Origin of the sequence: Paraburkholderia phytofirmans (assembly GCF_046028095.1) — a bacterium.
GTDB lineage: Bacteria > Pseudomonadota > Gammaproteobacteria > Burkholderiales > Burkholderiaceae > Paraburkholderia > Paraburkholderia phytofirmans_A.
Genome location: NZ_JAQQDJ010000014.1, coordinates 86,994 through 99,588, shown reverse-complemented (window position 1 = coordinate 99,588; position 12,595 = coordinate 86,994). Strand labels below are relative to the sequence as shown.

General features: G+C 62.0%; 11 protein-coding genes. 2 read left to right on the top strand and 9 right to left on the bottom strand.

The window, feature by feature from the left end:
- Positions 1-70: 70 nt before the first annotated feature.
- Positions 71-1,939 (bottom strand): hypothetical protein, encoded by a 1,869-nt coding sequence (locus tag PQR54_RS31590; RefSeq protein WP_408252644.1) that lies wholly within the window; start codon positions 1,937-1,939, stop codon positions 71-73.
- Between the two features lie 301 nt (positions 1,940-2,240).
- Here PQR54_RS31590 and PQR54_RS31585 point away from each other — a divergent pair, with 301 nt between their 5' ends.
- Both PQR54_RS31585 and PQR54_RS31580 read left to right on the top strand, forming a co-directional pair.
- Complete coding sequence (locus tag PQR54_RS31585) at positions 2,241-2,447, top strand: CsbD family protein (protein WP_012433871.1); 207 nt, start codon at positions 2,241-2,243, stop codon at positions 2,445-2,447.
- A gap of 327 nt (positions 2,448-2,774) precedes the next feature.
- The gene (locus PQR54_RS31580; RefSeq protein WP_408252642.1) at positions 2,775-4,157 is read left to right on the top strand and encodes a sigma-54-dependent transcriptional regulator; all 1,383 of its coding nucleotides are present in this window, start codon (positions 2,775-2,777) and stop codon (positions 4,155-4,157) included.
- A gap of 100 nt (positions 4,158-4,257) precedes the next feature.
- On the opposite strand, the gene nagZ is transcribed toward PQR54_RS31580, so the two are convergent.
- From nagZ to lepA, 8 genes are all read right to left on the bottom strand, one after another.
- On the bottom strand, positions 4,258-5,286 hold the full coding sequence (nagZ, locus tag PQR54_RS31575; RefSeq protein ID WP_408252640.1) for a beta-N-acetylhexosaminidase: 1,029 nt from the start codon (positions 5,284-5,286) through the stop codon (positions 4,258-4,260).
- 69 nt (positions 5,287-5,355) lie between these two features.
- Positions 5,356-5,778, bottom strand: coding sequence for a holo-ACP synthase (gene acpS, locus PQR54_RS31570; protein WP_408252638.1), 423 nt, complete (start codon positions 5,776-5,778; stop codon positions 5,356-5,358).
- A gap of 17 nt (positions 5,779-5,795) precedes the next feature.
- Positions 5,796-6,560, bottom strand: coding sequence for a pyridoxine 5'-phosphate synthase (pdxJ, locus tag PQR54_RS31565; RefSeq protein WP_408252636.1), 765 nt, complete (start codon positions 6,558-6,560; stop codon positions 5,796-5,798).
- Positions 6,557-7,477 (bottom strand): DNA repair protein RecO, encoded by a 921-nt coding sequence (recO, locus tag PQR54_RS31560; RefSeq protein ID WP_408252634.1) that lies wholly within the window; start codon positions 7,475-7,477, stop codon positions 6,557-6,559. Before recO ends, pdxJ begins: the two co-directional genes overlap by 4 nt.
- Entirely contained in the window at positions 7,464-8,363 is a 900-nt protein-coding gene (era, locus tag PQR54_RS31555) for a GTPase Era (protein WP_408252632.1), read from the bottom strand. Before era ends, recO begins: the two co-directional genes overlap by 14 nt.
- 54 nt (positions 8,364-8,417) lie before the next feature.
- A complete protein-coding gene (gene rnc / locus PQR54_RS31550) occupies positions 8,418-9,668 on the bottom strand; it encodes a ribonuclease III (RefSeq protein ID WP_408252630.1) in 1,251 nt (416 codons plus the stop codon).
- 185 nt (positions 9,669-9,853) lie between these two features.
- A complete protein-coding gene (lepB, locus tag PQR54_RS31545; RefSeq protein ID WP_310814328.1) occupies positions 9,854-10,747 on the bottom strand; it encodes a signal peptidase I in 894 nt (297 codons plus the stop codon).
- Between the two features lie 18 nt (positions 10,748-10,765).
- Positions 10,766-12,559: a translation elongation factor 4 gene (gene lepA / locus PQR54_RS31540; RefSeq protein WP_408252627.1), complete on the bottom strand. Its 1,794-nt coding sequence runs from the start codon at positions 12,557-12,559 to the stop codon at positions 10,766-10,768.
- Positions 12,560-12,595: the final 36 nt, after the last annotated feature.

Below are 12,595 nucleotides of genomic sequence, written 5' to 3'. Positions count from 1 at the left end.
GCCCAATTTGGCAAGCCTATCGCTTAATCTGTTGATGATTTGCGTCGGCTGAACGGTTGATGGCGCTGGTTCAAAGCCCCTTGGAACGCGGTTCCTTGGGGCTTTTTCTTGTCTCATGAACGCCGAGCAGCTCATCGAGCTTCACGACATGCGTAGCAAGGCCAAGGCGCATCGCAGGCGTCTTCCCGTCTTTGCCTTTGAGGACGAAGTTGTAATAGACCCTGAACACCGCCAGTATCTTCTCGATATGCGCAGGACGATATGCGCCGTAGCCGTACCAGGTCCGCCCAGCCTTGCTCGCTGTGCCGATGGGTCGCTCGAGCAGGGAGAGCCGCCGGCGCACCTGCATGAAGAAGCGGTCGACCGCGTGCAAACTGCCTTTCAGATATAGATTGGCCAGATGGTTCTCGTCATAGTCTTCGAAATCCGTCAGGTAGCACAGGGCCTTTTGAGCCTCGCTCCCGTTCGGAACTGGATGCGCCAGCCAGCGGTCTTTCCATTTACCAATCGTCGCAGCTCGAGCCATCTCGTCCTGCATTAGCAGAACTGCCACCTCACCATGGCTGAGCTCGGGATGAGCTCCTGCGACATCTTCGAAACGTTCGCGGCTTTCCTTCACCAGCCGACGCTTCTCATCGACAGTCAGTTCTTTGGCAATACGTACATAAAATGCGTCACAACGTCGTTGACGAATCTCATCTTCAAAGGCGGCGAGGCATGCGGCACGAATACCGGCCTCCTGGTCGAGATAGAACCGCACCTTCTCGACGCCCTTGAACAGTTCCCTGAGCAGGAAGAAGTGGGCATACAAGGTGTATTCGCTGCGCACCTGCATGCCTGCGTTCGGAAATTGGCGCGAGCTGGTGACGAGCTCCGCGCTCTCAATGTCGGAGCGAACTTCGGAACCGTCGTAGGTCTCTTCGATGTCGGCCGCGAGACCCGGCGCAGGCATGGCGGAGCGCCGGGACAGCCGCTTGAGTGACTCCGCCTGAGCCGCGGCGTAGTCCGGGTCCAGCCACAGGCGAGCGTGGCGCCGGAAAGGCAAAGCAACGCCGAAATCGCCAGCCGCGGCGGCCTCGGCGCCCACTACTGTCGGGTCAAGGCTGCCGTCGAAATTCAGATGCATTCCAAACACGTAGCCCGTCTCGAGTTCGGCGCTGCCGAGCGCCTGAAGAACGACATTGCGCTTGTCCTTCCGCCGGCTCCAGTTGACGATGTATTCCTGCCGGTCGACGGCGACATATAGCCGGTCCCGGGCAAAGCCATCCAACAGTGCCCGTTCGTGTCGGGCGGCGAACGTGGTTAGCTGTCGATGGAAAAAGTCCAGCTTGTCGTAGACGGTCTGCATGCTAACGTCGGCGACCTCGCAAATCCGGGCCAACGGCGACTTGTTCATCAGGAGCGTCAGAATCATTCGATTCTTGTGAGGCAGGCGTTGCCTCAGCACCGGTGTAACGGGCAAAGAGAACGTCTTCTTGCAGATTCGACAACGGAAGCGTGGCGAGCCCCTGTCCGTAAGCCCGAACCGCTGGTAGGCGCCTGAATCCGAAGCGGGCCGGCCGAAATTCGCGCAAGCCTCGTTGCGGCAACCAGCCTCCGGAGCGGCCCGGAGATAAAGGGACAGCCGCAGGAGTTCTTCAACGATTCCCAGGTTGCTCTTCATGGGGGGCATTTCGCTGCACAGACGACAGTGCAGCAACGGCAACCCCTTGCCAGCGCCGGCTATCGTGTAAGCGCTACCTGGCGCGCCGACTGCGGCCGCACGACGCGCGTGACGAGGCAACGCTGCCGGAACACCGAAGTTCGCGCAGCGCGGATTTTTGCAGAAGTTGACCTGGATAAGCCGTTTGCCACCGTCAGGCAGCTCTGCCTCGACAGCGGGAGGGACTTTGCTGGACGCGGCGCTGGCCGGCCCGGAAGGGTCAGGAAGACCCGACATGAAGAAGCCCCTGTAAGTCATTGACCGACAGGGGCTATTTTGCAGAATCAGAACCAGCTTATCAACAGATTAAGCGATAGGCTTGCCAATTTGGGCGCTTTTTCTTTTTTGCGCCACCGTGTATGGTTAAGGAAAACTTTACCGGCAATCTTCTCCAAATTGCCGCACCGCGACCTCAAATTTCTCGTATGCCGTCCAACAAACCATTGATAAGTTTATATAAGTTGTCGTGGCACGGTCCATGCTTATCTCCGGATACAGGCCAGTACGGCTTTATTTTCTTCAACTCCGGAGATGCGGCATGAATAACGACATCGCTGAAGGCAAGTGGAAGCAAATGGTTGGCAAGGCCAAGACAGCATGGGGTGAACTGACGGACGACGAGTTGACCAAGGCCGAAGGCCGCGCCGACAAGCTCGCCGGTTTGATCCAGGAACGTTACGGCAAGACGCGCGAAGAAGCGGAACGCGAAGTGCGGCGTTTCTTTGACAGCAATCGGGATTTCTGACAGCCCGAGTGAAGGAAATACAGGCGCCCGGTCCGCGCTTACAAAACGTCAGGACCGGCTGCCAGGTAATAACGCAAAGGACCCGAACCGCTTGAGTCGAATCGCCGCCTTTCTGCCGGTGCCGCGCCTGGTGTGCGCACCGGACGATCTGCCTACGTCAGCCGGCCGCGCCTGTAGCGCAGCCGCGCATGTCCAGGTTGTACACGCGGCGCAGGTTCCGACTCGGCATCCGACCGACAGTACCGGCCAGCATCGCGCCCGTGCCGCGCGCCAATGTATCGGCGCAGCGCATCGGGTATTCCATCCATCTAAAAAATTGCGCTCGCCATGCCACACGCCCTGATTGTTGAAGACGATCCTAATAGCCTGTCAGGCCTGTCCGCCATCCTCGCCGCCGACGGTTTCTCCGTCGATACCGCGACGACGATCGCGGAGGCCCGGGCCGCGTTGACGCGCTTCATTCCCGACGTCGTGCTGGTCGACCTGAACCTGCCGGACGGCAGCGGGCTCGACCTGCTGCAACACCTGCCCGCTCATCCGCCCGGTGGCGCCCTGCCCGTTATCGTGATGACCGGCAATGCGACGGTGGAAAGCGCGATCGAAGGTTTGCGCCACGGCATCTGGGATTACCTGCTCAAGCCGGTCAACATTCCCCGTTTGCGCAGCCTGCTCGCGCGCATCCCGCGCCCGTACGAACTGACCGAGGAAGTGCAGACGCTGCGCGCGTCGCTGCGTCAACTAGGTCGTTTCGGCGCGATGCTCGGCCGCAGCGGTGCGATCCAGCACGTCTACGACACGATCGAACATATCGCGCCGACTGAAGCCGCTGTGCTGATTTCCGGCGAATCCGGCACCGGCAAGCAGATCGCGGCGCGCACGATGCACGACATGAGCCGACGCCGCAAAGGTCCGTTCATCACGCTCGACTGCCGGAGCGCGAACAGCGCGGCCGGGCAACGCTCGCTCGACAGCCTGCTGTTCGGTCACGAACGCGGTGCGTTCAACGGCGCCGAGCAGCGCGAACCGGGCCTGTTCGAACAGGCGAGCGGCGGCACGCTGTTCATCGAGGAAATCGCCGAGTTGCCGCGCGCCCAGCAGGAAGCGCTGCTGCGCGCGCTCGACTCGCAGACGTTCATGCGGGTCGGCGGCACGAATCAGGTGGTGACGGACTTCCGGCTGATCGCGTCGACGCGCAAAGCGCCGCGGGCGGCGGTAGCCGACGGCAGCCTGCACGAAGACCTGGCGTTGCGCCTCGAAGCCGCGGCCGTCACGCTGCCGCCGCTGCGCGAGCGCGGCGAGGATCCGGCGCTGATCGCCCAGGCGGTCGTCGACGAATTGAATCACGAAGGCTTGACGCGCGGCGCCGCGGAGACCGCCAAGCAGGTCGCGCCGAATTTCCTGCGCGAATGTCTCGCGTATGAATGGCCGGGCAATGTGCGTGAATTGCAGGACCGCGTGCGGCGCGCGTATCACGCGTCCGGCGACGTGCTGGAGTCCTTGCGCGCCGACGAGGCCGGCTCCGCAAACGGCCGCGATCTGAACGGCAGCCGCGTGCAGGTCACCGTGGGCACGCCGCTCGCGGACGTCGAGGAAATGCTGATTCGCGCGACGCTCGACGCGGTGGGCGGTACGCGTCACCGGGCGGCGTCGCTGCTGGGCATCAGTCCGAAGACGCTGTACAACAAGCTGCAACGTATGCGCTTGAACTAACAGCCACAGCGATCTTTGCGGTTCGCCTTGAGCGAAAAAACGGCGCCTTCATATTCGAAGGCGCCGTTTTTCTTGCGGTGCTTGCCGGCGTTTGGGCTGCCTATGCAAACGCGCTACGCAACAGCGCCTGCGCTTGCAGATATTGCGGATCGGCGACCAGCTTGCTCCACTTCAACGCTTTGCCGCGCGGCCGCATACGTTGCAAGCGCCGTTGCGATTCCTTCGACGGCGTGAAGCGCAGCGCATCCAGCACCTTCTCCGCTTCGTCCGGCTGATTGCAGATCAGCACCATGTCGCAGCCGGCCTGCAGCGCGGCGGTGGCGCCTTCGGTCAGCGTGCCGCCCTGGCGCGCGGCTTCCATCGACAGATCGTCGCTGAAAATCGCGCCTTCGAAGCGCAGCTTGTTGCGCAGAATGTCCTGCAGCCAGACACGCGAGAAACCCGCCGGCTTCGAATCGACCTGCGGATAGATCACATGCGCGGGAATCACCGACCCCAACGACAGGCCGAGCCAGTCGTACGGCGCCACGTCGTCGCGCAGAATCTCTTCGAGCGAACGGTCGTCGACCGGCATGGCGACATGCGAATCCGCGTGGGCGAAACCGTGTCCCGGGAAATGCTTGCCGCAATTGCTCATGCCGGCCAGCGCGAGTCCGTGGTTCAGGCTTTTGGCAAGCAACGCCACCACGCGCGGATCGCGGTGGAACGAGCGGTCGCCGATTACCTGCGATTGTCCATAGTTGAGATCGAGCACCGGCGTAAAGCTCATATCGATGCCGCACGCGCGCAGTTCCGTCGCGAGGATATAGCCGACGGCCGTCGTCACTTTGGTGGCGTGCAACACATCGCTGTCCCACAACGTGCCGAGCTTGCCCATTGCGGGCAGCACCGTGAAGCCGTCGGCGCGAAAGCGTTGCACGCGGCCGCCTTCGTGATCGACGGCGATCAGCAGATCGTCGCGAATCGCGCGGATCGAATCGGTCAGCGCGATCAGTTGCGCGCGGCTCTCGTAATGGCGCGCGAACAGGATCACGCCGCCGGTCATCGGATGGGCAAGGCGGCGCTTGTCGTCGTGGTTCAGCGTTTTGCCGACCACGTCGAGCATCACCGGTCCGGGAATGGTTTTCATCGATTTCCGCTGGAAAAAAGCCTGGAGCAAGGAGAGACGCGGCAGACCTTCGCCGCGTTCAAAGTATTTTTATTCGGCGACGTCGGCCGCGCCCGCTTGCGCCGTTTCCGCAATCACGAACGACACCGCGTAGTCGCGCTCGTCGCTGATCGTCACGCGCGCCGTGATGCCGCGCGCGTCGAGCCACTCGGCCAGTTCGCCGGATGCGACCACCATCGGTTCGCCGCTCGGCTTGTTGAGCGTTTGCAGCGCGCGCCATGTCATCGGCCAGTGCATGCCGAGGCCGATCGCCTTCGAGAACGCTTCTTTCGCCGAGAACCGCGTGGCGAGAAACGCGAGACCGCGCGCCGCCGAACGTGCCTGCCGCGCGTGATAGACGCGCAGTTCGTCCGGACCGAGCACCTTTTCGGCGAAACGGCCGTTGGTGCGCGTCATGACCGCGGCTACGCGACTGACCTGGACGATGTCCGTGCCGATGCCGTAGATTGTCATGCGCGAGCCGCCGCGTTCTATGCGCGCGCGCCGAGACGCGCGGCGACCATGATCGCCTTCATCTCGCGCACCGCGTTATCCCAGCCGGCGAAGATCGCGTGCGCGACGATCGCGTGGCCGATATTCAGCTCGTCAATGCCCTCGATCGCCGCAATCTGCTGGACGTTCGTGTAGTGCAGGCCGTGGCCTGCATTGACCTTGATGCCGAGCGTCCTGCCAAATTCGACGGCGCGCACCACGCGCTCGAATTCGCGCTGCTGTTCGGCGGGATCGTGCGCTTCGGCGTAACGTCCGGTGTGCAGTTCGATCACCGGCGCGCCGGCTTCGTGCGCGGCGCGAATCTGCGTTTCGTCCGGATCGATGAAGAGCGACACCCGCGAGTTGGCGTCGGCGAGTTGCTTGCACGCGGCGCGTACGGCTTCGAACTGGCCGGCGACGTCGAGTCCACCTTCCGTGGTCAGCTCCTGGCGCTTTTCCGGCACGAGGCATACGTCGTGAGGCTGCACTTCGCTGGCGATGTCGAGCATTTCCTGCGTGACCGCGCATTCGAGATTCATGCGCGTCTTCAGAAGCGGGCGCAGCTTGCGCACGTCGGCGTCGACGATATGCCGGCGGTCTTCACGCAGATGCAGCGTGATGACGTCCGCGCCGGCCTCTTCGGCCATCAGCGCGGCGCGGATCGGATCGGGATAGGACGTGCCGCGCGCGTTGCGCAGCGTGGCGACGTGATCGATGTTCACGCCCAGGTCAATCACATTCGGCGACGTAAGAAAGAAGCTCATAAGTTCTGCAAGTCGATCAGGATCTGGCGCGTCGCGAGCGGCGTGCCGCCAAGGTAAGTGTTGAGCAGAAAGCGCATCAGCGTTTTGCTTTGCGCCACGGTCTGCGCTCGATGGTAATCGTCCTGCTCCATGTCGAGCAAGGTTTGCCCCGCGATCACCGGCCAAAGCGCTGGCAGATCGTCGGAGGCTTCGCGCACGCCGCGCTCCGGATCGAACACATAGCGGCCATCGGCCAGCACCGCTTTGCGCGCGACGGTGCGATCCAGCGCCATCGCGTAGCCGGTTTCGCGCAGCAGCACGCGTTCGAACGAACGCAGCACCTGCACGGGCGGCTCGTCGTGCGCGAGACGCGTCATCGTGACGACGTAGTGATGGAACAGTTGCGGATGCGGGTCTTCGCGCGCGCAGAACTTGACCAGCAGTTCATTGACGTAGAAGCCGCACAGCAGCGCGTCGCCGGCCAGCGGCAACATGCCGCCGACCCATTCGGCGCCGGTCAGCGTTCGCACTTCGGATTTGCCCGACCACGACAGCGCGAGCGGCTGGAACGTCTGCAGCACGCCGCGCAGCGCGGAGTGCGGACGCTTCGCGCCCTTCGCGACGAGCGCGAGACGGCCGTGATCGCGCGACAGCACGTCGATGATCAGACTGGTCTCGCGATACGGATAGCTATGGAGAACGAAGGCGGGTTGCTCCGCGATCCGGTAGTCGGACGCGGAGGTGCGCGGAGCACGGCGAGGCGGCGCTTTGCGTGGCTCGCCTTCGGCGCCCTGTGCGCTTTTAGTCGATGAAGATTTTCTGGTGCTACGCGCGGGTTTAGACGCGGGTTTGGACAAATCGCGTGCCGGCGCGGCCGGCTCCGAATCGTCCGGGTCCGCGTCGGAATTCAGCGTCATCCACGCGTCATTCGTACCCATACGCGCGAAGTCCGGCTTCGTTGTCGGCCCAGCCGCTCTTCACCTTGATGAAGGTTTCCAGATACACCGGACCGTCGAACAGCTTTTCCATATCGAGGCGCGCTTCGGTGCTGATCTGTTTCAGCTTGGCGCCTTTCTGCCCAATGATCATCGCCTTGTGTGTGTCGCGGTCGACCATGATGGTCGCGAAAATGCGGCGCAGACGCCCTTCGGTTTCGAACTTGTCGATCAGCACGGTGCTCGTGTACGGCAGCTCGTCGCCGGTCCAGCGGAACACTTTCTCGCGCAGGATTTCCGCGGCGAGGAAGCGCTCGCTGCGATCGGTCAGGTCGTCTTCGCCGTAGATCGGCGCGCCTTCCGGCAGGAACGGTTTGACGGTCGCCATCAGACGCTTGATGTCGTCTGTGTTCTTTGCCGACAGCGGCACGATCTCAGCGAACTTGTGCAGCGCACTGATCTGCTGCATGAACGGGAACAGCGAGGCCTTATCCGACACGCGATCGAGCTTGTTGGCGATCAGCAGCGTCGGCACCGACGGCGGAATCAGGTCGAGCACCTTCTGATCGTCCGGGCCGAAACGGCCGGCTTCGATCACGAACAGGATTGCGTCGACCGAAGTCAGCGTAGACGTGACCGCGCGATTCAGCGAACGGTTCAGCGCGCCGCTGTGCTTGGTCTGAAAACCCGGCGTGTCGACGAAAATGTATTGCGCGTCTTCGAGCGTATGAATGCCCGTGATGCGATGGCGCGTGGTCTGCGCCTTGCGCGACGTGATACTGACTTTCTGGCCGACCAGCGCGTTCATCAGCGTGGATTTGCCGACGTTGGGGCGGCCGACGATCGCGACCATGCCGCAGCGAAAACCAGTGGGAGTGGGAATGTTCATATTCGGGCTACGGCAAGTTCGGATCGACGCGCGGGAATGGCGCGCCGATGGCAATCAATGGCCCGCGTCGGCGACGCGCGTTTGCACCGCGTCGGCTACGCCGGGTTCGTGTTCGGTGGGTGCCGCTGCCGGGCTCGGCACGGGCACGGCGGGACCGGGCGTGGCCTCGCGGCTGCGGTGTTTGTCGACGCTGCGGACTGCGGCGGTTTCTGGCTTCGCTTCCGGTTTGGCTTCGGCGGGTTTGGCTTCAGCGGGTTTCGCATCCGCGGCCTTGGTGTCGAGCTTTTCGGCGGCTTTTTCCGCTGCGGCTTTGTCAGCGGACTTGTCGCCCGCGTGAGCGGCCGCCTTCTCTACCTTCTCGGCGCGCTCAGCTTTGTCCTGTCCGCTGTACTCCACGTGCGCGGCGCGAATCACCGCCAGTGGCGCGGCTGTCGCTGTCAATGTCGGACGTTCGGTTGCGGGCTCGGCAGCCGCGCGCGATTCACCGCGCCCCGCTCCGCGCTCGCTCTTGCGATCCGGACTGCGTAAATCCAGCGCAGCTTGCACGCCCGTCACACCAGGAACGATCTCCGGCTCGGCATGCTTGGCCGCGCGAGCGCCTTTCGAGCGCTTGGGCTTGGCGACCACGGCGGGCGCCGCGGCCATGACTTCGTCGAGTGCTTTCTTGGCCGCCGCCTGCTCCGCCGCGCGACGGCTCGCGCCGGAACCGGAAACTTTCACGTCCAGTTTCGGCACCGTGCACTCGACTTCGAATTGCTGATTGTGCGCCGCACCATGCGTGGCGACGACCGTATAAGTCGGCAGCGCGATCTTGTGGCCTTGCAAGTACTCCTGCAGCAGCGTCTTGGCATCCTTGCCGAGCGTGCGCGGGTCGATGTGATCCAGAATCGGCACGTAAAGGCGCTTGATGACCGTCTGAGCGGCGTCGAAGCCGCCGTCGAGGAACACGGCTCCCAGCACCGCTTCGAGCGTGTCAGCGAGGATGGAGGGCCGGCGGAAGCCGCCGCTGCGCAACTCGCCTTCGCCCAGCCGCAATCCTTCGGAAATATTCAGGGCCTGAGCGATTTCGTAAAGCGACTGCTGTTTGACCAGATTGGCGCGGACGCGCGACAGGTCGCCCTCGTCCAATTTGCCGAAACGTTGGAACAAAAGCGCGGCCACCGCGCAATTTAGAACGGAGTCGCCAAGAAACTCGAGCCGTTCGTTATGCGTGGCACTGTGACTGCGGTGCGTTAAAGCCTGGCGCAACAATTCCGCATTGCGAAATTCGTAGCGCAGTCGGCTTTCCAACGGAGATAGGGGCATGGGCAGAGTATAACGCGGGCGCCAGACCCGGCGAAAACGCGGGGCGGCCAGCGGAAAAAGCGTGGTGAAGCGACGTTACCGCGGGATCTTAAAGTAGCGTGAGAACACGCCGCGGCTCATGTGACCTGGTGAAGGCCAACAGCGAGCCAAGCACGCGGCGTGTCGTGCAATCAACGCACACGATCTCAGTTGAATGAGCCGATGCGTTTCAGATTGCTGAAATTCATCCAGATGAAAAACGCGCGGCCGACGATATTCTTGTCCGGCGCGAAACCCCAGTAACGGCTGTCCGCGCTGTTATCGCGGTTGTCGCCCATCATGAAGTAATTGCCCGGCGGCACCTTGCAGATCACGCCGCGTGCGTTGTATGTGCAGTTGTCGCGATACGGATAATCTTCGGCGCCGACAATGAACGGCGGCACGGCGGGATTGTTGAGAATCGCGTTCTTGCGGCCGTCGAGATCTTCTTCGAACTGTTTCGCGTAACCCATGCGTTCGTCGTCGAGATAATCGGGCAGCGGCGTTTCCGGTACAGGCTTGCCGTTGATGGTGAGTTGCTTGTCCTGATACGCGACGGTGTCGCCCGGCAAGCCGATCACGCGCTTGATGTAGTCGACCGATTCGTCTTTCGGGTAACGGAACACCACCACGTCGCCGCGTTGGAGCGGACGGCCTTCGGTGATTTTCGTGTTGGTGATCGGCAGACGGATGCCGTAGTCGAATTTATTCACGAGGATGAAGTCGCCCACCAGCAGCGTCGGCACCATCGAACCCGAAGGAATCTTGAACGGCTCGACTACGAACGAGCGCACCACGAACACCACCAGAATCACCGGGAAAAAGCTCGCCGAATACTCGAGCCACCACGGTTGGCGCAGCTTGTCGTCACGCAGACGCGCGCGCGTTTGCGCCGCGTTTTCATCAGCGAAACGCTCGCCGATGCGTGCCTGCTGGCGGTCGAACTCGGCGACCGCGGCTTCCGCCGCGCGGCGCCGTTGCGGCATGAAAACCAGTTTATCTGCGACCCACGCGACGCCCGTCAAAATGACGAGCACAAAAAGAATCAGCGCAAAATTCATAGGGTTCCGTTGTTCGTCTTATTTGTCTTCGACACGCAAAATCGCGAGAAAAGCCTCTTGCGGAATCTCGACCGATCCCACCTGCTTCATTCGCTTCTTGCCTGCCTTTTGCTTTTCCAGCAGCTTCTTCTTACGCGAGATGTCGCCGCCGTAGCATTTTGCCAGCACGTTCTTACGCAACGCTTTAATGTTCTCGCGCGCAATGATGTTTGCGCCGATGGTGGCCTGAATCGCGACGTCGTACATTTGACGCGGAATCAGTTCACGCATTTTCGACGCCACTTCGCGGCCGCGATACTGGCTCTGCGAACGGTGCACGATGACCGACAGCGCGTCGACCTTGTCGCCGTTGATCAGCATGTCGACCTTCACTACGTCTGCCGCGCGGTATTCCTTGAACTCGTAATCCATCGACGCATAGCCGCGCGAAATCGACTTCAGACGATCGAAGAAATCGAGCACGACTTCGCCCATCGGAATTTCGTACGTGAGTTGCACCTGACGGCCGTGATACTGCATGTTGATCTGCGTGCCGCGCTTTTGCGTACACAGCGTAATCACCGAGCCGACGTAGTCTTGCGGCATGTACAGGTTCACGGTGACGATCGGCTCGCGCACTTCTTCGATCTTCGACGGCTCCGGCATCTTGGCCGGATTCTCCACCATGATGGTCGTGCCGTCGCGCTGCAGGACTTCGTACACCACGGTCGGCGCCGTGGTGATCAGGTCCATGTCGAATTCTCGCTCCAGCCGTTCCTGCACGATCTCCATATGCAGCAGACCGAGGAAGCCGCAACGGAAACCGAAACCGAGCGCCTGCGACACTTCCGGCTCGTACATCAGCGAGGCGTCGTTCAGCTTCAGCTTTTCGAGCGAATCGCGCAGCGCGTCGTACTGGTTTGCTTCGACCGGATAGAGACCGGCGAACACCTGCGGCTTCACTTCCTTGAAGCCGGGCAGCGGTTCGGCTGCGGGACGATTTACCAACGTCACGGTGTCGCCAACCTTTGCCGCGGCCAATTCCTTGATGCCGGCGATGATGAAGCCCACCTGCCCGGCCGACAGCGATTCGAGATTCTTCGACTTCGGCGTGAACACGCCGACATGCTCGACCGGATACTGCGCGCCGGTCGCCATCATGCGGATCTTGTCCTTGGGACGCAGCGTGCCGTTGACGATACGCACCAGCATCACGACGCCGACGTAGTTGTCGAACCACGAGTCGATGATCAGCGCCTGCAACGGCGCTTCCGGATCGCCCTTGGGCGGCGGCACTTTGGCGACCAGCGCTTCGAGTACGTCTTCGACGCCGAGGCCGGTTTTGGCGCTGCAATGCGTGGCGTCGGTTGCGTCGATACCGATCACGTCTTCGATTTCGGCGATCGCGTTTTCAGGGTTCGCGGCCGGAAGATCGATCTTGTTGAGCACCGGAATCACGTCGACGCCGAGTTCGATCGCCGTGTAGCAGTTGGCGACGGTTTGCGCTTCCACACCCTGGCTCGCATCGACGACCAGCAGCGCGCCTTCGCATGCGGACAGCGAGCGGCTGACTTCGTACGAGAAGTCGACGTGGCCCGGCGTGTCGATCATGTTCAGGTTGTAGACTTGCCCGTCACGGGCTTTGTACGTCAGTGCGGCGGTTTGTGCCTTGATGGTGATGCCGCGCTCGCGTTCGAGATCCATCGAATCGAGCACTTGAGATTCCATCTCGCGGTCGGACAGGCCGCCGCAAATCTGGATGATGCGATCGGCGAGCGTCGACTTGCCATGGTCGATGTGCGCAATGATCGAGAAGTTACGAATATGATCCATTCAGTGCCGATCAAGCAAAAAAGGCGCGCTCGGACA

Coding starts and splice junctions, on each gene's coding strand:
- nagZ (WP_408252640.1), bottom strand. CDS start 5,286: ATGAAAACCATTCCCGGACCGGTGATGCTCGACGTGGTCGGCAAAACG.
- lepA (WP_408252627.1), bottom strand. CDS start 12,559: ATGGATCATATTCGTAACTTCTCGATCATTGCGCACATCGACCATGGC.
- acpS (WP_408252638.1), bottom strand. CDS start 5,778: ATGACAATCTACGGCATCGGCACGGACATCGTCCAGGTCAGTCGCGTA.
- rnc (WP_408252630.1), bottom strand. CDS start 9,668: ATGCCCCTATCTCCGTTGGAAAGCCGACTGCGCTACGAATTTCGCAAT.
- lepB (WP_310814328.1), bottom strand. CDS start 10,747: ATGAATTTTGCGCTGATTCTTTTTGTGCTCGTCATTTTGACGGGCGTC.
- PQR54_RS31590 (WP_408252644.1), bottom strand. CDS start 1,939: ATGTCGGGTCTTCCTGACCCTTCCGGGCCGGCCAGCGCCGCGTCCAGC.
- PQR54_RS31585 (WP_012433871.1), top strand. CDS start 2,241: ATGAATAACGACATCGCTGAAGGCAAGTGGAAGCAAATGGTTGGCAAG.
- PQR54_RS31580 (WP_408252642.1), top strand. CDS start 2,775: ATGCCACACGCCCTGATTGTTGAAGACGATCCTAATAGCCTGTCAGGC.
- recO (WP_408252634.1), bottom strand. CDS start 7,477: ATGGGTACGAATGACGCGTGGATGACGCTGAATTCCGACGCGGACCCG.
- pdxJ (WP_408252636.1), bottom strand. CDS start 6,560: ATGAGCTTCTTTCTTACGTCGCCGAATGTGATTGACCTGGGCGTGAAC.
- era (WP_408252632.1), bottom strand. CDS start 8,363: ATGAACATTCCCACTCCCACTGGTTTTCGCTGCGGCATGGTCGCGATC.